The organism is Leisingera sp. F5 (assembly GCF_001593695.1).
The window spans coordinates 137234-158891 of the sequence record NZ_LUKH01000013.1 but is presented as its reverse complement, the minus strand read 5'-3'; the positions used below and the strand labels follow the sequence as shown (position 1 = coordinate 158891).

The 21658-nt window shown below is 63.0% G+C and carries 24 protein-coding genes; 14 read left to right on the top strand and 10 right to left on the bottom strand.

Annotated elements, in window-relative coordinates:
- Nucleotides 1-11: 11 nt before the first annotated feature.
- Entirely contained in the window at nucleotides 12-626 is a 615-nt protein-coding gene (locus A2I95_RS11325; protein ID WP_291729859.1) for a hypothetical protein, read from the bottom strand.
- A 153-nt stretch (nucleotides 627-779) separates the two neighbouring features.
- Here A2I95_RS11325 and A2I95_RS11320 point away from each other — a divergent pair, with 153 nt between their 5' ends.
- Nucleotides 780-1043, top strand: a complete 264-nt coding sequence (locus A2I95_RS11320) for a zf-TFIIB domain-containing protein (protein WP_291729858.1) — start codon at nucleotides 780-782, stop codon at nucleotides 1041-1043.
- Nucleotides 1044-1100: 57 nt separating this feature from the next.
- Here A2I95_RS11320 and A2I95_RS11315 read toward each other — a convergent pair whose 3' ends face one another.
- Nucleotides 1101-1568 (bottom strand): aminoacyl-tRNA deacylase, encoded by a 468-nt coding sequence (locus tag A2I95_RS11315; RefSeq protein WP_291729857.1) that lies wholly within the window; start codon nucleotides 1566-1568, stop codon nucleotides 1101-1103.
- Between the two features lie 308 nt (nucleotides 1569-1876).
- Between A2I95_RS11315 and ettA the strand changes: the two genes are divergently transcribed.
- The 4 genes from ettA to A2I95_RS11295 all read left to right on the top strand — a co-directional run bounded on the left by ettA (nucleotide 1877) and on the right by A2I95_RS11295 (nucleotide 4808).
- On the top strand, nucleotides 1877-3532 hold the full coding sequence (gene ettA, locus A2I95_RS11310) for an energy-dependent translational throttle protein EttA (RefSeq protein WP_291729856.1): 1656 nt from the start codon (nucleotides 1877-1879) through the stop codon (nucleotides 3530-3532).
- Nucleotides 3533-3576: 44 nt separating this feature from the next.
- Nucleotides 3577-3882, top strand: a complete 306-nt coding sequence (locus A2I95_RS11305; protein ID WP_291729855.1) for a hypothetical protein — start codon at nucleotides 3577-3579, stop codon at nucleotides 3880-3882.
- Between the two features lie 204 nt (nucleotides 3883-4086).
- Nucleotides 4087-4458 carry a DUF4157 domain-containing protein gene (locus A2I95_RS11300; protein ID WP_291729854.1) on the top strand — a complete coding sequence of 124 codons (372 nt, stop codon included), beginning with the start codon at nucleotides 4087-4089 and terminating at the stop codon, nucleotides 4456-4458.
- Nucleotides 4459-4595: 137 nt separating this feature from the next.
- Nucleotides 4596-4808: a hypothetical protein gene (locus A2I95_RS11295; protein WP_291729853.1), complete on the top strand. Its 213-nt coding sequence runs from the start codon at nucleotides 4596-4598 to the stop codon at nucleotides 4806-4808.
- Here the strand turns inward: A2I95_RS11295 and trxC are convergent.
- Nucleotides 4805-5230 (bottom strand): thioredoxin TrxC, encoded by a 426-nt coding sequence (gene trxC, locus A2I95_RS11290; RefSeq protein WP_291729852.1) that lies wholly within the window; start codon nucleotides 5228-5230, stop codon nucleotides 4805-4807. The two genes, A2I95_RS11295 and trxC, sit on opposite strands and share 4 nt — an antisense overlap.
- A 129-nt stretch (nucleotides 5231-5359) precedes the next feature.
- Here trxC and A2I95_RS11285 point away from each other — a divergent pair, with 129 nt between their 5' ends.
- The 3 genes from A2I95_RS11285 (at nucleotide 5360) to A2I95_RS11275 (ending at nucleotide 6786) form a co-directional block, all read left to right on the top strand.
- Nucleotides 5360-5743: a hypothetical protein gene (locus A2I95_RS11285; RefSeq protein ID WP_291729851.1), complete on the top strand. Its 384-nt coding sequence runs from the start codon at nucleotides 5360-5362 to the stop codon at nucleotides 5741-5743.
- Between the two features lie 61 nt (nucleotides 5744-5804).
- Complete coding sequence (locus A2I95_RS11280; RefSeq protein WP_027257704.1) at nucleotides 5805-6377, top strand: L,D-transpeptidase; 573 nt, start codon at nucleotides 5805-5807, stop codon at nucleotides 6375-6377.
- A 199-nt stretch (nucleotides 6378-6576) separates the two neighbouring features.
- Nucleotides 6577-6786, top strand: coding sequence for a cold-shock protein (locus A2I95_RS11275; RefSeq protein ID WP_027257703.1), 210 nt, complete (start codon nucleotides 6577-6579; stop codon nucleotides 6784-6786).
- A 58-nt stretch (nucleotides 6787-6844) separates the two neighbouring features.
- Here the strand turns inward: A2I95_RS11275 and A2I95_RS11270 are convergent, their stop codons facing one another.
- Nucleotides 6845-7486: an arylesterase gene (locus A2I95_RS11270; RefSeq protein WP_291729850.1), complete on the bottom strand. Its 642-nt coding sequence runs from the start codon at nucleotides 7484-7486 to the stop codon at nucleotides 6845-6847.
- 48 nt (nucleotides 7487-7534) lie between these two features.
- On the opposite strand from A2I95_RS11270, the gene A2I95_RS11265 reads away from it, so the two are divergent.
- Nucleotides 7535-8239 carry an ABC transporter ATP-binding protein gene (locus A2I95_RS11265; RefSeq protein WP_291729849.1) on the top strand — a complete coding sequence of 235 codons (705 nt, stop codon included), beginning with the start codon at nucleotides 7535-7537 and terminating at the stop codon, nucleotides 8237-8239.
- Nucleotides 8236-10761 carry an FtsX-like permease family protein gene (locus tag A2I95_RS11260; RefSeq protein ID WP_291729848.1) on the top strand — a complete coding sequence of 842 codons (2526 nt, stop codon included), beginning with the start codon at nucleotides 8236-8238 and terminating at the stop codon, nucleotides 10759-10761. The genes A2I95_RS11265 and A2I95_RS11260 overlap by 4 nt, the downstream gene beginning before the upstream one ends.
- Before the next feature lie 17 nt (nucleotides 10762-10778).
- Here A2I95_RS11260 and A2I95_RS11255 read toward each other — a convergent pair whose 3' ends face one another.
- Nucleotides 10779-11228, bottom strand: a complete 450-nt coding sequence (locus A2I95_RS11255; RefSeq protein ID WP_027257699.1) for an Rrf2 family transcriptional regulator — start codon at nucleotides 11226-11228, stop codon at nucleotides 10779-10781.
- A gap of 101 nt (nucleotides 11229-11329) precedes the next feature.
- On the opposite strand from A2I95_RS11255, the gene A2I95_RS11250 reads away from it, so the two are divergent.
- Nucleotides 11330-11902 carry a gamma-glutamylcyclotransferase family protein gene (locus tag A2I95_RS11250; protein WP_291729847.1) on the top strand — a complete coding sequence of 191 codons (573 nt, stop codon included), beginning with the start codon at nucleotides 11330-11332 and terminating at the stop codon, nucleotides 11900-11902.
- Nucleotides 11899-13092: a DUF2254 domain-containing protein gene (locus A2I95_RS11245; RefSeq protein ID WP_291729846.1), complete on the top strand. Its 1194-nt coding sequence runs from the start codon at nucleotides 11899-11901 to the stop codon at nucleotides 13090-13092. The genes A2I95_RS11250 and A2I95_RS11245 overlap by 4 nt, the downstream gene beginning before the upstream one ends.
- Nucleotides 13093-13231: 139 nt before the next feature.
- Here the strand turns inward: A2I95_RS11245 and gltX are convergent, their stop codons facing one another.
- Nucleotides 13232-14557 carry a glutamate--tRNA ligase gene (gltX, locus tag A2I95_RS11240; RefSeq protein WP_291729845.1) on the bottom strand — a complete coding sequence of 442 codons (1326 nt, stop codon included), beginning with the start codon at nucleotides 14555-14557 and terminating at the stop codon, nucleotides 13232-13234.
- Between the two features lie 124 nt (nucleotides 14558-14681).
- Nucleotides 14682-15110: a DUF1801 domain-containing protein gene (locus A2I95_RS11235; protein WP_291729844.1), complete on the bottom strand. Its 429-nt coding sequence runs from the start codon at nucleotides 15108-15110 to the stop codon at nucleotides 14682-14684.
- Nucleotides 15111-15220: 110 nt separating this feature from the next.
- Between A2I95_RS11235 and A2I95_RS11230 the strand changes: the two genes are divergently transcribed.
- On the top strand, nucleotides 15221-16153 hold the full coding sequence (locus A2I95_RS11230) for an MBL fold metallo-hydrolase (protein ID WP_291729843.1): 933 nt from the start codon (nucleotides 15221-15223) through the stop codon (nucleotides 16151-16153).
- Nucleotides 16154-16163: 10 nt separating this feature from the next.
- Here the strand turns inward: A2I95_RS11230 and A2I95_RS11225 are convergent, their stop codons facing one another.
- The gene (locus tag A2I95_RS11225) at nucleotides 16164-17495 is read right to left on the bottom strand and encodes an FAD-binding oxidoreductase (RefSeq protein ID WP_291729842.1); all 1332 of its coding nucleotides are present in this window, start codon (nucleotides 17493-17495) and stop codon (nucleotides 16164-16166) included.
- Between the two features lie 179 nt (nucleotides 17496-17674).
- The gene (locus A2I95_RS11220) at nucleotides 17675-19333 is read right to left on the bottom strand and encodes an NAD+ synthase (RefSeq protein WP_291729841.1); all 1659 of its coding nucleotides are present in this window, start codon (nucleotides 19331-19333) and stop codon (nucleotides 17675-17677) included.
- Nucleotides 19334-19514: 181 nt separating this feature from the next.
- Here A2I95_RS11220 and A2I95_RS11215 point away from each other — a divergent pair, with 181 nt between their 5' ends.
- Nucleotides 19515-20918 carry a 2-isopropylmalate synthase gene (locus tag A2I95_RS11215; RefSeq protein ID WP_291729840.1) on the top strand — a complete coding sequence of 468 codons (1404 nt, stop codon included), beginning with the start codon at nucleotides 19515-19517 and terminating at the stop codon, nucleotides 20916-20918.
- Nucleotides 20919-20972: 54 nt separating this feature from the next.
- Here A2I95_RS11215 and A2I95_RS11210 read toward each other — a convergent pair whose 3' ends face one another.
- Entirely contained in the window at nucleotides 20973-21638 is a 666-nt protein-coding gene (locus A2I95_RS11210) for a pyridoxamine 5'-phosphate oxidase family protein (RefSeq protein WP_291729839.1), read from the bottom strand.
- Between the last annotated feature and the right edge of the window lie 20 nt (nucleotides 21639-21658).

The following is a 21658-nucleotide window of genomic DNA, read 5'->3' as shown; positions in this document are numbered from 1 at the left end:
ATCCGCCCGGGTCAGGCAGGAACCGCCGCCTTGAGCAGCGTCCAGGCCAGCCGGATAGCCCCCCCTGGCAGCAGGGCGGAGCGCAGCAGAACCTTATTGGAGTTTACCGCTTCGGCGATGCGGGCATAATGCACCTGCTTGTCTGCGGGGGAGCGCAGCAGGATGGTTTCGGCCTGTTTCATCGCCCGTTCGGTCTGCCGCTGAATCTGCGGCACTGCGGCGGGTTTTACCGCGCGGTAGAGGTTCAGCCCCTTGCGCTTGGGTTTCTGCGCCGGGTCCAGGTTCTGTTTCACCGCCTGGGTCAGCGTGTCCTGCACCAGCTCCAGCGCCTTGGTTGCTTCGGCATAGGCATGGTTGCCGCCCAGTTGCTGAACCGCCAGCTTGTAGGTGTGGCGGTAGCAGTCGTATCTGTAGACCTTGGGCAATGTCCCGCAGCGGTCAAAACCGCGCGTCAGCGTTGTCACAACGGTTTTTGTCGCCCGGGAGCTTAGCCCGCTGCGCTGACCGCCGCCGCCGCTTGCACTGCTGTCCCGGCTGCCGCCGCCACCGCCGCCTTCGCCGCCAAAGGCGGGGGTGCTGGCGAGGATCAGGGTCAGAAACCCGGCCTGGATGGTTTTGCTGCTCATGTGTGCCTCCATGGTTTGCAGGCAGCTTACCATGGGTCAGGCCCTTGGGAATGGGCGGAATTCTGCAAATTCCGCGAATTTGCGGGGCTATTGCCTTGTGCAAGACAGCGGGGCTGCCCACCTGAGTCGCTGGAGTTGTACAAGGAGACACAGATGCAGTGCCCGATTGACGGAACCCAGCTGGTGATGAGCGACCGCGCCGGTGTGGAGATTGATTATTGCCCGAAATGCCGCGGCGTGTGGCTGGACCGGGGCGAGCTGGATAAGATCATCGAGCGCTCCTCCCAGCCGGTTCAGGCCGCACCGCAGCAGCCGCAGCGGTATGACGACCGGGGCGGCGACTATGATCCGCGCTACGGCAAGAAACCCTATAAGAAGAAGAAAAAGAACTTTCTGGAAGATCTGTTCGACTTCTGACCCGCATCAGGCGCCGCCCCGGTGACGCGGGGGCGGCAGTCCTTTGCTGCACGGCTGTTAGTGCATGGTGCAGAAGGATCCGTGTTTCGCATCCTTCATAAGAACGTCGAAATCGTTGCCCTTCATTTCCACCAATGTCTTGTGGTCGCCGGCCTCGAACCAGACTTTGTCCAGGCCGGTCAAGCTGTCGTCGATCACCGTCGGCACATGATAGGCCTGACCCACGCAGGGGGCAGCGCCAGGGTCGCAATCGTCAAACACCTGGTTCAGCTCATATTCCGGCGCCAGGCCCAGGCGGCGGTCCATCATGGATTGCAGCGCGTGCAGATCAACGGTCTGGTTGGAAGGCACCACGGCAAGCACCGGGCCTTCCTCCATGTGGATGAGCACCGATTTTGCCAGATGGTCCCCCGGCACATGGGCACTTTCGGCGCATTCGGCGGACGTGGCGGTATAGGGATGGCGGACCGTGCCGAACGGCAGGCCTTGTGCCTCCAGATGATGTTTCAGGCGTGAGGCGATCATCAAAGGGTCCTCCTGTTTAGGAAAGGCCCCCCGGCCGCTGTGGCTCAGGTCTTGGACGCCGCGGGTGTGTCTGCAGTCACTGATTGGGCGGCATCGTCAGGTCTGGGCGCAGCCAGCGGCAAGCCGGGGCGCCCCGAAGTTTCCGGTGCCCTGCAGTGTGGGCCAGGAGGGGTGAGTCGGGCAAGAGGGCAGCCGCCGGCACAGGTTCAGCAGCCGGATTTCGCACCGTCTGCATCCCGCATTGCCCCGCCGCCGCCCATCCGTTATCACACCAGCCAGCTAGAATTCCCCCATCATGGAGCAGTCACATGGCCGCCTATCAGTACGTCTACCACATGCAGGGTGTCTCCAAGACCTACCCCGGTGGCAAGAAATGCTTTGAAAACATCCACCTGTCCTTCCTGCCCGGCGTGAAAATCGGTGTGGTCGGCGTCAACGGCGCCGGTAAGTCCACCCTGATGAAAATCATGGCCGGCCTCGACACCGATTTCACCGGTGAGGCCTGGGCCGCCGAAGGCGCCAAAGTCGGCTATCTGCCGCAGGAGCCGAAGCTGGACGAAAGCCTGACCGTGCGGGAAAACGTCATGCTGGGCGTCAAGGCCAAGAAGGACATCCTGGACCGCTACAACGAGTTGGCGATGAACTACTCGGACGAAACCGCCGAGGAGATGGCCGAGCTGCAGGACAAGATCGACGCCGAGAACTTGTGGGATCTGGACAGCCAGATTGACGTGTCGATGGAGGCGCTGCGCTGCCCGCCGGATGATGCCGAGATCGCCAATCTCTCGGGCGGTGAACGCCGCCGCGTGGCGCTGTGCAAGCTGCTGCTGGAAGCACCGGAAATGCTGCTGCTTGACGAACCGACCAACCACTTGGACGCCGAGACCATCGCTTGGCTGCAGCAGCACCTGATCGATTACAAGGGCACCATCCTCTGCGTCACCCACGACCGCTATTTCCTGGACGATATCACCAGCTGGATCCTGGAACTGGACCGCGGCCGCGGCATTCCTTACGAGGGCAACTACTCTGCCTGGCTGGAGCAGAAGGCCAAGCGCCTGCAGCAGGAAGCCCGCGAAGACAAATCCAAGCAGAAGACGCTGGAGCGCGAATTGGAATGGATGCGTCAGGGCGCCAAGGCGCGCCAGGCCAAATCCAAGGCCCGGATCAACGCTTATAACGATCTGGCCGGCCAGTCCGAACGCGAAAAGCTGACCCGCGCCCAGATCGTCATCCCCAACGGCCCGCGTCTGGGCTCCAAAGTGATCGACGTCGAAGGCATCTCGAAACACTACGGCGACAAGCAGCTGGTTGAAGGCCTGTCCTTTGATCTGCCCCCCGGCGGCATTGTCGGCGTGATCGGCCCCAACGGCGCGGGTAAATCGACCCTGTTCCGCATGCTGACCGGCCAGGAGCAGCCCGATGCGGGCACCGTCACCTATGGCGACACGGTGAAGCTGTCTTATGTCGATCAGTCGCGCGATGATCTGAAGGACAATGAAACCGTCTGGGAGGCCATTTCCGGAGGCTCCGAGATCATCGAGCTTGGCGATGCGCAGGTGAACTCCCGCGCCTATTGCTCCTCGTTCAACTTCAAGGGCGGCGATCAGCAGAAACCGCTGAACCTGCTGTCGGGCGGCGAACGCAACCGGGTCCACATGGCGCGGCTGCTGAAAGAGGGCGGCAACGTGCTGCTGCTTGATGAGCCGACCAACGACCTGGACGTCGAAACCCTGCGCGCGCTGGAAGACGCGCTGGTCGATTTCGCCGGCTGCGCCGTAGTGATCTCGCACGACCGTTTCTTCCTCGACCGGATCTGCACCCATATGCTGGCGTTTGAGGGCGACGCCCATGTGGAATGGTTCGAGGGCAACTTCGAGGACTATGAGGAAGACAAGAAACGCCGGCTGGGCGCGGACGCGCTGGAGCCCAAGCGATTGAAGCACAAGAAGTTTGTGCGGTGAACGATTGGCTTCCACTCTTGGGGGCCTTTGGTTTGGGATCCGTGGTGACAGCTGTTGTTCAAAGCTGGCTGTCATCACGAACCAAAGCATTGGAACGAAGCTTTCAAGAACGCAAAGAAGCCTACATCGGCCTTCTCGAAGCATACCACCGCGCAGCGGTGAACGGCACAGATGAATCAGCGAAGAGTTTTGCCTACTGGCAGATGCGCTGCGAAATCGTCGGGCCTCAGCCCGTCAGGGATTCCATTGAAGAAATCATAGCATCCAACACGGATCGCAAAGGCAGATCTCACGCTCACGAAAAGCTGAAATCTTCAATTCGAAAAGATCTAGGCATTACTTCAGAATAGCCCCAACACAAGGCCCGCGCCTGACCTTGGGGAGGTGCGATTGCGCCTCCGGCGTGACGGGAAGGTCAGGCGCGGGCCGTGCCGCTGAGCGCCGCGTCCCAAAGGGACAGAACCTCTCCATTTCGTCTTTCTGCCACTCTGCGCTACCATCGCGGCAGGCGCCCCGGCGCCCATTGTTGGTTTATGCATTGGAAAGGATCCCCCATGGCTTTGAAACCGGAAGAGGTGAAGGCACAGGTCGAGGCAGCCAAGGGCAAGAAGGCAAAGCGCAAGAAGCTTAAGACCGAACCTGAAGGCACCACGGAAAAGAAACTGCCCGGCGATCTGCGCAAAGGGCTGGAGGCGCATTTCGGCGGCAATCTCGGCAAGGTCAGGGTGCATGTCGGCGGCAATGCCAAGGACGTCTGCAAGGAACTGAAGGCCAAGGCCTTTACCGTCGGCAACAATATCTATGTGATGAAGCCCGCGTTTGCCAAGGATACCGATCTGCTGGTGCATGAGCTGGCCCATGTTCTGGAACAGGGCAAGGGCAAGATGCCCAAGGCCAAGGACGGTGTGGCGCTGACCTCAAAGTAGTCCTGCACCTTCCATTTGCGCCGCGCTGCCCAGCCTATTGACACATTTTAAACCTTTTTTAAGCAAAATTGCCCGCAAGATAGTGTTGAGAGACACTGGGGCGGTCAGGCTAGATTGCTCCTGAAGAGGGAGTTGCCATGGTTTGGGCTGGACTGTTTGCAGGAATGATCACCGGGATGGGCGCCACGGCGTTTGGGTTTTTCGTGGCCGCGCTGCCGCTGTGGCTTAGCCTGCTGCTGTATCCGGCGGCCGGGCTGGGCGCGACCCTGCTGGTGATCGCAGGGCTTTCCCTGCGCTGCTGGCTGCAGGCGCAGCCGGTTCTGGGACAAGCCTATGGCAACCGCGCCTAACCGCGCAGCCAGCTGATAATCTGGCCTTGCCGCATCACGCCGGTCTGGCGCTTTTTCTCTTTGCCGCGCTCAAAGGCGACCAGGGCCGGGATGCCGCGGATGCGGTAGCGCGCGCCGGTGGACGGGTGATCCTGGGTGTTCAGCTTGACCAGCCGCGCCTTGCTGCCCAGTGCCTTGGCGGCCTTGGCAAATTCCGGCGCCATCGTCCGGCAGGGCCCGCACCAGGGCGCCCAGAAATCCACCAGCAAAGGCAGATCGTCATTCTGCGCCGCCTTCTGCAATGTCGCCGGGTCCACGTCCACCGGCTTGCCCGGCATCAACGCCGCGCCGCAGCTGCCGCAATTGGGGCCTTTGCCCAGCTTGTCCTCCGGCACCCGGTTCAGCTGCGCACAGGCCAGGCAGGTCAGAGTCTTGGCGCCCATGATGGCTCCTCCGCTTTGATCCTGCTCTGATACAGACAACCGCCGCCAGGCCGCAAGGGAAGCCGCCGGAGCTTCACAAACCTGTTGTCAGCACTGGAAGCCGCAGGCCGCCGCTTCAATATCAAGGGCATGCAACAGATACTCCGCATCCTGCCGCCTCTGGCGGCCGTACTGGCAGCCGCCGAGCTGGCGCATTTCATGAATCTGACCGCCGGGCTGGGGGCGCATCCCTGGTGGGCGGGCAAAGTGATCTGGCTGGGCGCCCTGCCCGGCCTTGTTCTGGCCCTTGCCGTCCGGCTGCTGCATCCCCCGCGCTGGCTGGCAGCCGCGGGTTTCGCGGTCTTCGGTGCTGCGGCCTTTGCCATTGCGGCAGCAGGCAAGGCGCAATTCGCCGCGTCATATGCCGAGGACCTGTTGGCCGGGAAATTCTGGTACTTTGGCTGGATTGCCGTCTGCACCCTGGCTGCTGCGACGCTTGCAACACTTGCCGGCCCGTCTGCGGAAACCCGTTGACCCAGCGCATTCCGCGCCGGAAGATGATTAGAAGACACAACAGACATCCGGAGATTTAGCCATGATTTCACGCCGGAAAATTCTGAGCACTGGCACAGCGGCCGCCGCAGCAACCCTGCTTCCGCTGCCTGCGCTGGCCCGCAAGAAAGACCCCGCTCCCTTTGATCCCACCCCGCAGGAGGTCCGGATCCGCAAGGATTTTGCCCCGGGGCAAATCCTGGTGCTGCCGCGCTCCTACTACCTTTACTTTGTCACCGACAAGCGCAAGGCGATGCGCTATGGCGTTGGTGTCGGCAAGGCCGGTCTGGAGTTCACCGGCACCGCGGTGATCGAACGCAAGAAGGTCTGGCCCACCTGGCGCCCGACCGACGAGATGATCGAACGCGATCCGCGGGCCTATGCCAAATTCGTCGACAATGAGTACATTCAACCCGGCGGGCCGGAAAATCCGCTGGGTGCGCGGGCACTGTATCTGTTTCAGAACGGCATCGATACCTACTTCCGCATCCATGGCACCAACCAGCCGCAGACCATCGGGCACTCGGTATCCAACGGTTGCATCCGGATGATGAACGAGCATGTTATGGACCTGTATCAGAGGGTTCCGCTCGGCACGGTTGTGACAGTGCTTTAGGCACGGTTCTGCCAAAGACCCCGCGTCACTTTGGATTTTTTCTTGCGCCAAGGGTGATTCCTACTCAATTCTGTCACCGCAACGTTACGCGGGTATCATCACTGTTGCCTTACCGGCGCGGTCATGACCCTCTGGGTACCGCTGCCGTTCTGCCGCATGAAGCGGGCAGAGAATTGAGACGACTTAGGAGAATACGACGATGGCGACTGGCACCGTCAAATGGTTCAACACCACCAAAGGCTATGGCTTTATTGCACCCGACGATGGCGGCAAGGACATTTTTGTCCACATTTCCGCAGTTGAGCGATCGGGGCTGACCGGCCTGGCAGACAATCAGAAAGTGACCTTTGAGCTGCAGGCGGGCCGGGATGGCCGTGAGTCCGCGGTTGATATCGCACTGGCCTCCTGATCCGAATTTTTGATCACGCTTGAAAGCTTTCAAACAGCCCTGCCCGCCGGGGCTGTTTTCACTGGGTGATCATCCCGGCCAGCTGCAAGGCTGCGGGCCCGATCGCAGCCACGTTCAGCGCAACACCCCGGGCATTGGGGTGGATACCGTCATCCTGCATATAAGCCTGCGCCGCGGCCGGATCTCTGCCAACCTTGGCTGCAATGCCCGCAAAGGCATCCGGGTGCAGAACCGCACCGAATTCGGCGGCCAGATCCGGATAGATCGCATCAAAGGCGGCCTTATACTCCGGCCCGTAGTTGCCCGGCGCCTTGATGCCAACCAGAAGGGTTTTAATGCCCAAGGCCTTCGCTTCCTGCAGGATTAGGGTCAGATTGGCCCGCGCCTCCTCTGGCGCCAGGCCGCGCAACAGGTCATTGCCCCCTAACAGCACGATCAACCCGTCGGGATTGTCCGACAGCGTCCACGCGGCCCGTTCCGCCCCGCCCGCTGTAGTGTCACCGGACACGCCGGCGTTCTGCAGGACCACTTCGGCACCGTTCTCATTCAGCCAGCGCTCCAGCTGCGGCACCAGACCCTGGTCCTGCGGCAGCCCGTAGCCCTGCACCAGACTGTCGCCTAATGCGGTGATCCGCAGCGGCTCAGCCCAGGCGGCACTAGAAAAAAGCAGCAAACTCAATAGCGCCAGTATCTTGTGCATCGCCGCAAACACTCCATATCCGATAGGTGGATCCAACAGGCAGGCCCGATGACCAAAGATAACAGCCCCGTTCTGCATCTGTTAGATGCGTCCTTAACCCTGAATAGCAATACCGGTCCGGTAGAGATTTTGCACGGCATCTCGCTGGACGTGCAGCAGGGGGAGACTTTGGGGCTGGTCGGGCCGTCCGGATCGGGCAAGTCCTCGCTGTTGATGCTGATGGGCGGGCTGGAGCAGGCAACCGGCGGCAGCATCACTGCGCTTGGCCAGGATCTGACCGCGATGGACGAGGACGCGCTGGCCCGGTTCCGCCGCAATAACATGGGGGTGGTGTTCCAGAGTTTTCACCTGATCCCCACCATGACCGCGCTGGAGAACGTCGCCACACCGCTGGAGCTGGCAGGCGTCAAAGATGCCTTTGACCGCGCCCAGGCTGAGTTGGAAGCCGTCGGGCTGGGCCACCGGGCAGGCCATTTCCCGGCGCAGATGTCGGGCGGCGAGCAGCAGCGGGTGGCGCTGGCACGGGCGTTGGCGCCGCGGCCTGCGATCCTTTTGGCGGACGAGCCGACCGGCAACTTGGATGAAGCCAATGGCGAGGCGGTGATGGAGCTTCTGTTCGGTCTGCGCGACCGCTATGGCGCGACGCTGGTGATGGTCACCCACGCGCCGGAACTGGCCGCGCGCTGCGACCGGGTGGTCCGCTTGCGCGACGGACGGGTCGATGACGAGGCCGCGCGCGAGGCCGCGGAATGAGCACTTCCGCCTTCCGCCTCGCCTGGCGCTTTGCCCTGCGCGAACTGCGCGGCGGCCTGAAGGGGTTTCGCATTTTCCTGGCCTGCCTGGCGCTGGGGGTCGGGGTGATTGCTGCCATCGGCTCGATCCGGGCTTCGATCGAGACCGGACTGTCGCGTGAAGGCGCGACCATTCTGGGCGGCGATGCCGAGCTGAACTTCACCTACCGCTTTGCCAATGAAGATGAGCGCGGCTGGCTGGACCGGAACGCGGTCCGCTATTCCGAGATCGCCGAGTTCCGCTCAATGGCGACCGTGGGCGAGGAACGCGGGCTGACCCAGGTGAAGGCGGTGGACGGGCTGTATCCGTTGAAGGGGGATATGCACCTCACGCCTGAAATGCCGTTGGAGACTGCTCTGGCCGGAGCGGAGGGCTTGCCCGGCGGGGTAATGGACCGGGTGCTGGCGGACCGGTTGGGGCTGCAACCGGGCGATAGCTTCCGGTTGGGGACTCAGGATTTCCGCCTGATGGCAGTGATTGCCTTGGAGCCGGATGCCGCTGCCTCGGGCTTTGAACTGGGGCCGCGCACTATGGTGAGCACCGGGGATCTGGCGGAGTCAGGCCTGCTGGAACCCGGCACGCTGTTTGATACCAAATACCGGATGCAGCTGCCTGCGGGCAGCGACCTGACCGCGCTGCAGGCCGAGGCAGAGGGCCTGTTTGAAACCACCGGCATGCGCTGGCGGGATGCCAGGAATGGCGCGCCGGGGATATCCTCGTTCGTGGAACGTCTCGGCGGGTTTCTGGTGCTGGTGGGCCTGTCCGGACTGGCGGTGGGCGGGGTTGGCGTTTCCACCGCCGTGCGGGCCTATCTGGCGACCAAAACAGCCACTATCGCCACCCTGCGCACATTGGGGGCCGAGCGGCAGACGATTTTCCTGACCTACTTTCTGCAGATCGGCGCGCTGACGCTGATCGGGGTGGGCGTAGGGTTGGTGCTGGGCGGCTTGGGGCCAGTGCTGCTGGGGCCGTTGATTGCAGCGCAATTGCCCTTCCCGGCGGTGTTCTCGATCTATCCCTCCGCCCTGACTGAGGCCGCAATATATGGCGTGCTGACCGCCTTCATCTTTGCCCTGTGGCCGCTGGCGCGGGCCGAGCGCATCCGCGCCGCCTCGCTGTTCCGCGATGCCTTTGCCAGCCAAACCCGGCTGCCTGCGCCGCGCTATCTGCTGGCGACCGCGCTGGCGTTGGCGGCACTGGTCGGGCTGGCCGCCTGGTTCAGCGGCTCGGCGCAGCTGACGCTGTGGACCGCCGGCGGACTGATGGGCGCGCTGATGGTGCTGCTGATTGCCGCCCTAGGCATCGGCTTCCTCGCCCGCCGCGGTTCCGGCGCATCGCGCGGGCGGCCTGCCCTTCGCTGGGCGCTGTCCTCCATTGGCAGCGCCCGCGACGGCGCGGTGCCTGCGGTGCTGGCGCTGGGTCTTGGCCTGACGGTGCTGGCCGCCATCGGCCAAATCGACGGCAACATGCGCCGCGCTATTGCGGGCAACCTGCCGGATGTGGCGCCCAGTTATTTCTTTGTCGACATCCAGCGCAGCCAGATGCCCGATTTTCTGCAGCGCGTGGAAAACGACCCTGCAGTAACACGGGTGCAAAACGCGCCAATGCTGCGCGGGGTGCTGACCCATATCAACGGCCAACCGGCAACCGAAGTGGCGGGCGATCACTGGGTGGTGCGCGGCGACCGCGGCATCACCTATGCCGCCGCCCAGCCTGCCAGCACCGAGGTCACTGCCGGCGAATGGTGGCCTGCGGATTACAGCGGCGCTCCGCAGATCAGCTTTGCCGCAGAAGAGGCCGAAGAGCTGGGCCTCAGCCTGGGCGATACGCTGACGCTCAACATTCTGGGGCGCGGCATCACCGGCACCATCACCAGTTTCCGCAATGTGGATTTCTCCACCGCCGGGATGGGGTTTGTGATGGTGCTGAACGAGTCTGCCCTGGCCGGTGCACCGCACAGTTTCATCGCCACAGTTTACGCCGAGGAACAGGCCGAGGCCGCAATCCTGCGCGATCTGGCGCGCGAGATGCCGAACATCACCGCGATCCGGATGCGCGATGCCATTGACCGGGTCTCGGACATCCTGCGCCAGCTGGCCGCCGCCACCGCCTATGGCGCTGCGGCAACGCTGCTGACCGGGTTTCTGGTGCTGCTGGGCACCGCCGCGGCTGGAGAGCCTGCGCGCCGGTATGAGGCGGCACTGCTGAAAACACTGGGCGCACCGCGCAAACAGATCCTGCTGAGTTTTGCCCTGCGCTCAGCGCTGCTGGGAGCGGCGGCCGGGCTGGTGGCGCTGGCGGCGGGTATTGCCGGGGCCTGGGCGATCAATGCTTATGTGTTCGAGACCAGCTATGCGGTGATCTGGCCCAATGCGCTGATGGTGATTTCAGGCGGGGTGCTGACAACCCTGCTGGCCGGACTGGCCTTTGCCCTGCGGCCGCTGGCGGCCAAGCCCGCCCGCATCCTGCGCGCAAGGGAATAAACGGTGCTGCGGCGGCTTTAGCGGGCGCCGCAGGAAACCGGCTGCAGGATCCGCATCAGGTCGTGGTTGTCACAGACCAGCGCTTCCAGTGTGATGTCATCCAGCGAGGTGTAAAACGCCTGCGCGGCGTCAGCCAGCGCCACTTTCAGGCGGCAGGCATCGGTCAGCGGGCAGGTATTGTCCGCATCGGCAAAGCATTCCACCATCGGCAGGCCGCCTTCGACATCGCGGAACACGTCGCCGATGCGGATCTCTATTGCGGGTTTGCCGAGGTTCATGCCGCCATTGCGACCCCGCTGGGTTGCCAGATAGCCAAGCTGGCTCAGCTGGTTTATCACCTGCGCCAAGTGGTTTTCCGAGATGTTGCAGCATTCGGCAATCTCGGCCTTGGTCACCAGACGGTCTTCATGCGCGGCGCAATACATCAGCAGCCGCACGGCAATGTTGGTCCTTTTGGTAATGCGCATGGGTCGCTCCCGCAGCTATGGTGCATCGCTTATTGCACAGGCCGGGAAAAAGCGGTTTGACATACATCAATAACCGGAAACACCGCAGAAAGGCAGAGCAGATGACAGCCCCTTACTTCTTTGGCTACGGCAGCCTGGTGAACACGGCCACGCATGACTATGGCGGCGCCCGGCCTGCACGGTTGCAGGGCTGGCGCCGGGCCTGGGTTCATACCGCTCTGCGCGAGGTCGCGTTTCTGTCGGCTGTTCCCTGCGCGGACAGCGGGATCGACGGGCTGATCGCCAAGGTGCCCGGGGCAGACTGGGCCGCACTGGACGAACGCGAGTTCGCCTATGACCGGCTGCCTGCATCAGACAGGGTGCAGCACGGGCTGGAAGGAACGCCCGAGATTTCAGTTTATGCCGTTGCCCCGGGCAAGCAGAATGGCGTCACCGAGCGGCTTCCAATCCTGCTCAGCTATCTGGATGTGGTGCTGCAGGGCTATTTACAGGTCTTCGGCGAGGCCGGGTTGCACGATTTTGTTGCAACTACCGATGGCTGGGACGCCCCTGTGCTGGACGACCGGACCGCGCCGCGCTACCCGCGCCATCAGCCGGTTTCAGCGGCCGAACGCAAATTGTTTGATGAACTGATCGACAGTACAGGCGCCCGCCGGATAGGCTCAGGGTCATGATAGAAAAGACGCTGCTGCACCTCGGCCGGATAGCACGGCAGCTCTGGTTCAGGGTTGTTCTGATTTCCCTTTTTTCCCTGCTCGTCTTGCTGCTGGCACCGCTGGCTAAGCCGCTGCTGCCGGACGGTCTGAGCGAGGATTTCGGGCGCGAAGCAGTGCTGCCGGTGCTGACGATCCTTGCCTCCGGAATGCTGGCGGTCACCACCTTTTCGCTCAACGTCATGGTCAGCGCCTACCGCACCGCGGCTTCGATGGCAACGCCGCGGGTCTACCGGCTGCTGCTGGAGGACACCGTCACCCATCAGGTACTGGCGACATTTGTCGGCGGGTTCATCTATTCGCTGAGCGCGGTGATCCTGTTCCGGGCCCGCTATTACACGCCGGAAGGCGCGCTGGTGGTCTTTGGCCTGACCATCATCGTGGTAATACTGATTGTGGGCGCCATTCTGCGCTGGATCGATCACCTGTCCAGCCTTGGCAGCATGGACCACACTTTGCGGCTGATCGAGAACCGCACCCGTGCCAGCCTGCGCGCCCGGATGGACAAACCCTGCCTGGGCGGATTATGCGCACGTGAAGACGCCAAGCCCGAAGATGCGGTGGATATACCCGCCGCCAAAAGCGGATTTGTCCGCTTTGCCGGACTCGCTCAGCTGGATGAGCTGGCCGCAGAGGCAGGCACGCAGATCACCCTGGCACGGGCACCGGGTGAATACATCCTGCGCGGCCAGCCGGTGGCCTGGGCCGCAGCCGGGGACAACACGTTTTGCAAGGCGGCCTCTGCTGCGATCGACATCGGCGATGTGCGCAGTTTTGATCAGGACCCGTCTTTCGGCGTGACATTGCTGGCAGAGACCGCGCAAAAGGCGCTGTCGCCCGGTGTCAATGATCCCGGCACCGCAGTTGAAGTCATGGGCCGGCTGGAACGGTTGCTGTGGGAGAACACGCCGGCGGATGAGACCTCTGACGCCCGCGAGGCTGCCTACCCCAATGTCTGCATCCCGCCTGTCACCGCACAGCATCTGCTGGCGTGCGCCTTTCCGCCGATTGCCCGCTGCGGCAGTGAGGCCCCATCAGTCATGCGCTGGATGGAAAAGTCGCTGGATGCGCTTGGCGAACATCCGAACCCGGAGATGGCAAAGGCCGCCAAGGAGATGTGCCAGGAGCTGAAAGGCGGCAGCTGGGGCTGACCCCGCCTGTGATTGGCGAAAGGGCGTGTTCCCGCCTGTTCCGGCGCATCAAAGATGCCGGTCCGACGGGCGGAAGCGCTTCAGAATGAAAAAGGCGGCACCTGAAGCGCCGCCTTTGTTAACCTCTGACAAATTTCGATCAACCGCGGGCGCGAACCTTTTCCATCAGCGCCAGAAGCGCCGACATATCGGGGCCGCGCTCCATGCCGGTAACCGCCTTGCGCAGCGGCATGAACAGGCCTTTGCCCTTGCGGCCGGTGGCCTCTTTCACTGCGGTGGTCCAGGTTTTCCAGCTGTCCGCGTCATAGGGGCCTTCGGGCAGCATCGCCATGGCCTCGGCAATGAAGTCCTTGTCCTCATCCGCCACCAACGGCTCGGCACCGTCGCGGCACAGCTCCCACCAGCCCCCCAGATCCTTCAGCGTGGAGATATTCTCCTTGGCCATGGTCCAGAAGGCCGCCTGTTTCGCTGCCGGAACACCCAGCGCGTCCACATGGCCCTGCACCGCCTCCAGCGGCAGCGACTGCAGGTGGCGGGCGGTCAGCGGGTAGAGATCTTCGACATCGAATTTGGTGGGGGCTGCACCAAAGCGGTTGATGTCGAAGCCATCGACCAGCTCCGCCATCTCAGAGCGCAGCTCCACCGGATCGGAGGACCCCAGGCGCGCCATCAAGGACAGCAGTGCCATCGGTTGCACGCCTGCTTCGCGCAGGTCGCGCAATGCCAGCGTGCCCAAACGCTTGGACAGCGCCTCGCCCTGCGGGCCGGTCAGCAGCGAGTGGTGCGCAAACGACGGCACGGTGCCGCCCAGCGCCTCGATGATCTGGATCTGGGTCGCCGTATTGGTCACATGGTCGGAACCGCGCACCACATTGGTCACGCCCATTTCGGTGTCATCCACCACCGAGGCCAGGGTGTAAAGGAACTGGCCGTCGCCGCGGATCAGCACCGGGTCGGAGACCGAAGCAGCATCGATGGAGATATCGCCGAGGATTCCATCGGTCCATTCAATACGCTGATGGTCCAGCTTGAAGCGCCAGACACCGTCGCCGCGCTCGGCGCGCAGGGCGGCTTTCTCGTCGTCCGACAGGGCCAGCGCCGCGCGGTCATAAACCGGCGGCTTGCCCATGTTCAGCTGTTTCTTGCGCTTCAGGTCCAGCTCGACCGGGGTCTCGAACGCCTCGTAGAAACGGCCGATTTCGCGCAGTTTGTCCGCGGCGGCGACATAGCGGTCGAGACGCTCGGACTGGCGCTCCACCTTGTCCCAGGTCAGACCCAGCCATTCCAGATCCTGCTTGATAGCATCGACGTATTCTTCCTTGGACCGTTCCGGGTCGGTGTCGTCGATGCGCAGAATGAAGGTGCCGCCGGCCTTGCGGGCGATCAGGTAATTCATCAGCGCAGTGCGCAGGTTGCCGACGTGGATATAGCCGGTCGGCGACGGGGCAAAACGGGTGGTGGTCATCACGGTTCTCCTGTTGCCGTTGCCTTGTCACATGGGCGGCGGATTGTCCAGTTTCGGCTGGGTTAACACGCCTGACGGCGCGTGCCTGCGGCGCGGATATTTTCAGCCAGAAGAAGACAGCGGGTCAGCTTGGCTGCACGGGCCACATCGCATCAAGGTCTTTCAATCCCGCACGGATCAGTTCGGACAGCACATCCAGGTCGATGTCGGCAAGCTTGTTCACGTACAGGCAGCTTCTGCCCAGCTTGTGCTTGCCCAGGCGTGCAAGGATGGCGCCGTAGTCCTGATAGCCCGGCATGATATAGATCGAATGACGCGCTTTGCGTGGCGAGAAACCGGTGGCGAGAAAGTCTCCTTTGCGCCCCGTTGCATAGCGGTAGTGGTAGCGCCCGTAACCGATGATGGACGGGCCCCACATCTGCGGCTTGAAACCGGTGGTTTGGCGGAACAGGGCATCCAGCTCTTGTGCTTCTGCCGCCTTGCGCTCTGGTTCAACCGTGGCAAGGAAATCTGCAACGCTTGCTCCTGTCGGGACGGTCTTGTTCTGGCTCATGGCGGGGATCCTCCTTCCTGCATCCTAACCCGCATCACGGGATTGTTTACAACCCTCTGCCGCCGCGGCGCTAGGATGCGGGCAGTCCAATGCAACTTGGAGGTTCCCCAATGACTGTTTCCCTGTCCCGCCGTGCGGCCTTGGCCGGCGCTGCCGCCCTGCCCCTTGCCGCAGCTGCAACACCTGTTCTGGCCGGCGCCCACGGCGGCCGTGCCGAAGCGCCCATTGCCCATTCGTTCAAACTGGGCGAGATGCCGGTCACCACACTGCTGGATGCCTCATCCTTGCGCGACGGACCCAAGCCGCTGTTTGGCGCAGCGGCCAGCGATGCGGAGTTTGCCGAAGTTTCTGCTGAGAACTTCGTCTCAGCAGAAACACTGCAGTTCTATTTCACCCCTACCCTGGTGGATACCGGCGCCGAGCTGGTGCTGTTTGACACCGGGCTAGGCACCGGCGGCATTGCCAAGGCGCTGGCGGCAGCCGGGGTGACGCCGGATCAGATTGATGTCGTGGTGATCACCCATATGCACCCGGACCACATTGGCGGGCTGATGACAGACGGTGCCCCCGCCTTTGCCAATGCCCGCTACATTATGGGATCAGCCGAGTATAACTTCTGGTCCAAAATGGAGGCCGGCAACCGGGTCGGTGATCTGGTGGCCAGCAATGTAACGCCGCTAGCGGAGAAGACCATGTTCATTGACGATGGTGCCGGTATCGCACCGGGGATCACTGCAATGGCAAGCTTTGGCCACACACCGGGGCATTTGTGCTTCATGCTGGAAAGCGGCGGCCGGCAGCTTTTGCTGACGGCGGATCTGGCCAATCATTATGTCTACAGCTTTGCCCGGCCGGATTGGGCGTTCAGCTTTGACGCGGATGCCGATGCTGCCAGCGCGTCGCGCCGCGAGGTGCTGGGAATGCTGGCCGCCGACAAGGTTCCGATGATCGGCTATCACATGCCCTTCCCTGCCGCCGGTTTTGTCGAGACCCGCGGCAAAGGTTTCCGCTATGTGCCGGTCAGCTATCAGTTGATGGGCTGAGCGGCCCGGTTTAATAGCCGGTTTGCGGCCCGTATCCGCCGCCGTCCGTGAAACGGGACAGGCGGAAGTCGTGCGGATCCACCACGGGTGCGTCGCCGGTCACCAGGTCGGCGGCCAACTTGCCTGCCGCCGGGCCGATGCCAAAGCCGTGGCCAGAGAAGCCGGTAGCGACAAACAGCCCCGGTAGACCGTCGGCCTGAGAGATCACCGGGATTGCATCCGGCGTCACGTCGATCAGCCCGCCCCAGCTTTGCACCACATCGGCGCCTTGCAGCGCCGGAAACGCCTCTTGCGCTGCCGCCCAGCCGCTTTTCAGCGCCTTTTGCGAGGGTGCAGGGTCCAGCACCCGGCAAAGTTCAAACGGGGTGGTCTGGTTCGGCTGCCAGTGACGGGCCTGGGCGGCCTCTTCCCGCCAGCGGTCTGACAGGCGGAACTGCAGCGCCCGCCACTCCTGCCGGTAGCTGGGCAGATATTTCCAGCCCAACCGGAAGCTGTCCGGCACGATGTCGACGATGTTTTCATGGGCGTCCGCCACGGTATAGCCGCCGTCGGCGCGCTTGCGCAGGCCAAGGTTGGCGGCACGGATGGCGGTTTCCGGCCCGCCCTGTACCGGCGAAGTGCGCAGGACCGAGTTCAGGACTTTCAACTGCGGCAGGTTCACACCCGCGTTGCCCAGGAACAACCGCGACCAGGCCCCGCCTGCCACCACCACGGCGGAACAGGCAACGCGTCCGCGTTCGGTCATCACGCCGCTGATGCGGCCTGCAGCGGTCTCAACGCTGCGCACGGCGCATTCTGTCATCACCTTGGCGCCTGCTGCCTGCGCGGCGGCGGCAATCGCATGCGTGGCCAGTTGCGGTTCTGCCCGCCCGTCCATCGGCGTCAGCAGCCCGCTGCGGGTCTTGGTCTGGTGGCCCGGCATCAGCTGACCGATCTGGTCGCCGCGGACCATGCGGGCATTCTGTTCCCAGCCGTCAAGATTGCGCAGCCAGCGTTCCAGCTGGGCTTCGCGCTTACTGGTTTCCGCCGTGTAGAGGATGCCAGAGCGGGTAAAGCCTGTCTCCTGCCCGGTGCGGGCGTTCAGACCTTCCCAAAGCCGCAGCGCCTCGGCCATCAGCGGGATTTCCCGCGGATCACGGCAGGAAATCCGCACCCATCCCCAGTTGCGCGAGCTTTGCTCACCGGCGATCTGGCCTTTTTCGCACAACAGCACTGAACAGCCGCGCTCGGCCAGCTCAAGTGCGGTGGCGGCGCCAATGATGCCGCCGCCGATCACCACGGCGTCGACGGTTTTGGGCAAGGCCAGATCGGATTGAAAGTGAGGAAGCTTTGGTCCGGGCATGCAGGCATCTATGCCCGCTGCGGAATCGCCGGTCCAGCATGCAGGCGCGAACCATGCGCTGGTTTCCGGCATTGTGATTTTTCCGCCGCATATCAGAGCGTTGCCGACGCCAGGCAAGGCTTTAGAGGTGGCCAGGATAACGCGAAAAGGTCCACGACTTCAAAGGGTTAACAACCGAGTCAGGACGGATCGCGCCAGCGGTTCACGATCGGGTAGCGCCGGTCCAGCCAGAACGCGCTTGGGGTCAGGCGGGCGCCGGGCGCGGATTGGAAGCGTTTGTATTCACTGATGTAAACCAGATGCTCAACCCGCTTGGCCACATCCCGGTCAAAGCCCGCCGCGACGCAATCTGCAATTGAACCGTCCTTGTCCACCAGGATTTCCAGCAGCGCGTCCAGCTCCGGGTAGTCCGGCAGGCTGTCGCTGTCCTTCTGGTCATCGCGCAGCTCGGCACTGGGCGGCTTGTCAATCACGTTGGGGCGGATCACCTCGCCCGCCGGCCCCATCATCCAAGGACGGTGATTGGCATTGCGCCAGCGGCAGGTTTCGAACACCCGTGTCTTGTACATGTCCTTGATCGGATTATAGCCGCCGTTCATGTCACCATAAATGGTGGCATAGCCCACCGCGACTTCGGATTTGTTTCCGGTGGTCAGCAGCATTTCCCCGAACTTGTTGGACATCGCCATCAACAGCAGCCCGCGCAGGCGGGACTGGATGTTTTCCTCAGTCAGGCCCGGCTCCATTCCGGCGAACAGCGGCGCCAGCGTATTGGTGATTGCTTCGCGGCCCTCGGAAATCGGCACATAGTCGTAATGCACGCCCAGCGCCTTGGCGACGGCTTCGGCATCCTCCAGCGACTCGTCGGAGGTGTACTCAGAAGGCAGCATCACGCAGCGGACGTTTTCAGCGCCAAGCGCGTCCACCGCAATGGCCGCCACGATGGCCGAGTCCACGCCGCCGGACAGTCCCAGCAGCACCTTCTTGAATCCGGTCTTGCCCATGTAATCGCGCAGCGACTCCACCATCACCCGGTAGTCCTGCTCCCACTCATCCGGCAGATGTGCCTTCTCGCCCTCAACCGCGTGCCAGCCCTCGTCAGTGCGCTCCAGGTCGAGATGGGCAAAGGCCTCATCGAACACCGGCATCTGCAGCGCCAGCGCGCCGCCCGGATTCAGCACGAAAGAGCCGCCGTCAAACACCTGGTCATCCTGGCCGCCCACCATGTTGAGGTAGATCACCGGCAGGTGGGTTTCGACCGCGCGCGCCACCATGTGGTTAAAGCGCACCTCCATCTTGTTACGGAAATAGGGTGAGCCGTTGGGGATCAGCAGGAACTCGGCGCCGGTCTCGGCGAGGGTTTCCGCGACATCCTCGTGCCAGCCGTCCTCGCAGATGGGAGAGCCGATGCGGGTGTTGCCGACCGCATAAGGGCCGCCCAGCGGGCCGGCATTGAAAATCCGCACCTCGTCGAACACGGTTTCATTGGGCAGGTAGTGTTTGAGGCTGCGCGAGGCGATCTTGCCGCCTTTCAGGATCAGGTAGGCGTTATAAAGCTGAGCGCCTTCGACCCAGGGGCTGCCGATGGCCAGCGCCGGGCCACCGGCGCAATCCGCTGCCAGCTTCTCCACCTCGGCAATGGCCGCGGTGTGAAAAGCCGGTTTCATCACCAGGTCCTGGGTGTTGTAGCCGGTGATGAACATTTCCGGCAGCGCCACCAGATCGGCGCCGGCCTTGCGGCCTTCCTCCCAGGCGGCGCGGGCCTTGGCGGCATTGCCTGCCAGATCGCCCACCGTGGGGTTCAGCTGCGCCAGTGTCACGCGAAAACGGTCTGCCATGCTGCTTTGGCCCTTTGTGAAATACCTCTCTCAGCCATTTACCAGATTGACGGCCAAGGAAAAGGGCAAGGGGAGCAAGCCAGGGAAAAGACATTGCGGCCCCGCGTGCGGTAGCTTAGTTTCCGGGCGAGCAACCCAATATGGCAGCAGCACCGTAATTCCTGGGCAGGCAGAGGTTTCAATGACCCGTTTCGGCACCGCATTCGCGCTTACCACACTCCTGGCACTGGCCGCACCGGCACTGGCCCAGGAGAGTGGCGTCATAACCACTCAGGACGAAATCGGCGGTGTCTATGAAGGCACCTTCAAGGGCGGGCTGCAGCATGGCACCGGCACTTACAAGCTGCCGAACGGCTATGAATACACCGGTGAATGGGTCGATGGTGAAGTGCGCGGCCAAGGCGTGGCACGCTTCCCGGACGGCTCGGTCTATGAGGGCGGGTTTGCGCAAGGCAAGCCGCACGGGCTGGGCAAACTGACCCGCGCCGACGGCAGCACCTATGAGGGCGGCTGGCAGAACGGGCAAATCCATGGCGACGGCACCTCGGTTTATGCCAGCGGCGTGCGGTATCACGGCAGCTTTGCCGATGGTAAGCGGCACGGCAAGGGCGTGATGTCTTCCCCCGACGGCTATTCCTATGATGGCGATTGGGTTGCGGGCCGCCAGCAAGGCCAGGCTAAGATCACCTATGGTGAGGGCACTGTTTACGCGGGTGCTGTGTCTGACGGCCAGTTGCAGGGACAAGGCAAGCTGGAGACCTCGGACGGGCTGGTCTACGAGGGCGAATGGGCCGCAAGCCAGATGCATGGCACCGGCCGCCTGATGCAGCCCAACGGCGATGCTTACGAAGGCGAGCTGCAAAACGGCCGCCGTCATGGCACCGGCAAGCAGACCTATGCCAACGGCGATGTCTACGCCGGCGACTTCCTGGACGATCAGCGCCACGGCATGGGCACTTTCACCGAAAAAGACGGCTATACCTATACCGGCGAATGGGTGAAGGGGCAGATCGAAGGCAAAGGCAAAGCGGTCTATCCGGACGGGTCGGTTTATGAGGGCGATTTCCGCGATGACCTGGCTGAGGGCCAGGGCAAGATCGCCTATCCCGACGGCTCCACCTACCAAGGCGCTTGGATGGCCGGCGTGATCGAAGGCAAAGGCACCGCGACCTACCCCAATGGCATCACCTACACCGGGGATTTTCAAAACGCCAAGAACCATGGACAGGGTGTCATGACCTATGCCGACGGTTACCGTTACGAGGGCGGCTGGCAGGACGGGCAGCGCCATGGCGACGCCAAGGTGACCTATGCCGACGGCTCGGTCTATACCGGCCAGTTCGCGGACAGCCAGCGGCACGGTCAGGGCAAGATCGAAATGCCCGACGGCTTCGTCTACGAGGGCAGCTGGCTAGAGGGCAAGATCTTTGGCGAAGGTGTAGCGACCTATGCCAATGGCGACGTCTACGAGGGCAGCTTTGTCAACGGCAAGCGCCAGGGGCCGGGCACGATGAAATACGCCAGCGGCCAGCAGGCGGACGGCACTTGGGAAAACGGCGCGCTGGTGAGCCGCGAAACCGAGTAAGCGACAGTCCCAAAGCGGATCGCAAAGGGTGCGCCGGTGAGCGCACCCTTTTTGTCAGCCGATGCGGATGCGGCTCAGGTGATCGGGCATTGCCACGCCTTCCAGATTAGCAGGGTCCGGCTGGGGCGGCTTAAGCTCCATTGCCATTGGCACCACCCCGGCCCAAATCGGCAGCGCGTAATCCTCCTCGTCGTCCTTGGGCGGGCCGGATCGGATCTTGGCGGCGCCTTCCTCGATCGGCATTCGCAGCAGGGCTGTTGCTTTCAACTCCTGGCTGGTCATCGGGCGCAGCGCGTCCCAGCGGCCCGGGAAGATGTGGTCCACCATGGCTTTCAGGCTGGCGGCCTTGGCGTCTTCATCCGTCACCTTCTCCGCCACACCGAACAGCATGGCAGAGCGGAAGTTAACCGAATGATGAAAGGCCGAACGCGCCAGCACATAACCGTCCATGCAGGTCACAGTCAGGCAAACCTCAGCCCCTACCATCGCGCGGATGGCGCGGCTGGCAGCGGAGCCGTGCCAATAGACGTGATCGCCCTCGCGCCATTGCAGTGTGGGCAGAACCGATGTGGCGCCGTTGATCTGATAGCCGAAATGGCCAAGCGGCATGGCATCGAGCATCTGATAGACCGCCTCTCGGTCATACAGCCCGCGTTCGTGGGCGCGGCGCAGGCGGCTGCGTTCGGATTTCAGGTCGGTTTCCGGTTCGGGCTGGCGCATATGCTGATCTCTTGTTCTTG

Coding starts and splice junctions, on each gene's coding strand:
- A2I95_RS11280 (WP_027257704.1), top strand. CDS start 5,805: ATGATTTCACGCCGGAAAATTCTGAGCACTGGCACAGCGGCCGCCGCA.
- A2I95_RS11210 (WP_291729839.1), bottom strand. CDS start 21,638: ATGCGCCAGCCCGAACCGGAAACCGACCTGAAATCCGAACGCAGCCGC.
- A2I95_RS11300 (WP_291729854.1), top strand. CDS start 4,087: ATGGCTTTGAAACCGGAAGAGGTGAAGGCACAGGTCGAGGCAGCCAAG.
- A2I95_RS11245 (WP_291729846.1), top strand. CDS start 11,899: ATGATAGAAAAGACGCTGCTGCACCTCGGCCGGATAGCACGGCAGCTC.
- A2I95_RS11315 (WP_291729857.1), bottom strand. CDS start 1,568: ATGATCGCCTCACGCCTGAAACATCATCTGGAGGCACAAGGCCTGCCG.
- A2I95_RS11230 (WP_291729843.1), top strand. CDS start 15,221: ATGACTGTTTCCCTGTCCCGCCGTGCGGCCTTGGCCGGCGCTGCCGCC.
- gltX (WP_291729845.1), bottom strand. CDS start 14,557: ATGACCACCACCCGTTTTGCCCCGTCGCCGACCGGCTATATCCACGTC.
- A2I95_RS11215 (WP_291729840.1), top strand. CDS start 19,515: ATGACCCGTTTCGGCACCGCATTCGCGCTTACCACACTCCTGGCACTG.
- A2I95_RS11265 (WP_291729849.1), top strand. CDS start 7,535: ATGACCAAAGATAACAGCCCCGTTCTGCATCTGTTAGATGCGTCCTTA.
- ettA (WP_291729856.1), top strand. CDS start 1,877: ATGGCCGCCTATCAGTACGTCTACCACATGCAGGGTGTCTCCAAGACC.
- A2I95_RS11235 (WP_291729844.1), bottom strand. CDS start 15,110: ATGAGCCAGAACAAGACCGTCCCGACAGGAGCAAGCGTTGCAGATTTC.
- A2I95_RS11250 (WP_291729847.1), top strand. CDS start 11,330: ATGACAGCCCCTTACTTCTTTGGCTACGGCAGCCTGGTGAACACGGCC.
- A2I95_RS11270 (WP_291729850.1), bottom strand. CDS start 7,486: ATGCACAAGATACTGGCGCTATTGAGTTTGCTGCTTTTTTCTAGTGCC.
- trxC (WP_291729852.1), bottom strand. CDS start 5,230: ATGGGCGCCAAGACTCTGACCTGCCTGGCCTGTGCGCAGCTGAACCGG.
- A2I95_RS11295 (WP_291729853.1), top strand. CDS start 4,596: ATGGTTTGGGCTGGACTGTTTGCAGGAATGATCACCGGGATGGGCGCC.
- A2I95_RS11225 (WP_291729842.1), bottom strand. CDS start 17,495: ATGCCCGGACCAAAGCTTCCTCACTTTCAATCCGATCTGGCCTTGCCC.
- A2I95_RS11275 (WP_027257703.1), top strand. CDS start 6,577: ATGGCGACTGGCACCGTCAAATGGTTCAACACCACCAAAGGCTATGGC.
- A2I95_RS11320 (WP_291729858.1), top strand. CDS start 780: ATGCAGTGCCCGATTGACGGAACCCAGCTGGTGATGAGCGACCGCGCC.
- A2I95_RS11325 (WP_291729859.1), bottom strand. CDS start 626: ATGAGCAGCAAAACCATCCAGGCCGGGTTTCTGACCCTGATCCTCGCC.
- A2I95_RS11260 (WP_291729848.1), top strand. CDS start 8,236: ATGAGCACTTCCGCCTTCCGCCTCGCCTGGCGCTTTGCCCTGCGCGAA.
- A2I95_RS11285 (WP_291729851.1), top strand. CDS start 5,360: ATGCAACAGATACTCCGCATCCTGCCGCCTCTGGCGGCCGTACTGGCA.
- A2I95_RS11220 (WP_291729841.1), bottom strand. CDS start 19,333: ATGGCAGACCGTTTTCGCGTGACACTGGCGCAGCTGAACCCCACGGTG.
- A2I95_RS11255 (WP_027257699.1), bottom strand. CDS start 11,228: ATGCGCATTACCAAAAGGACCAACATTGCCGTGCGGCTGCTGATGTAT.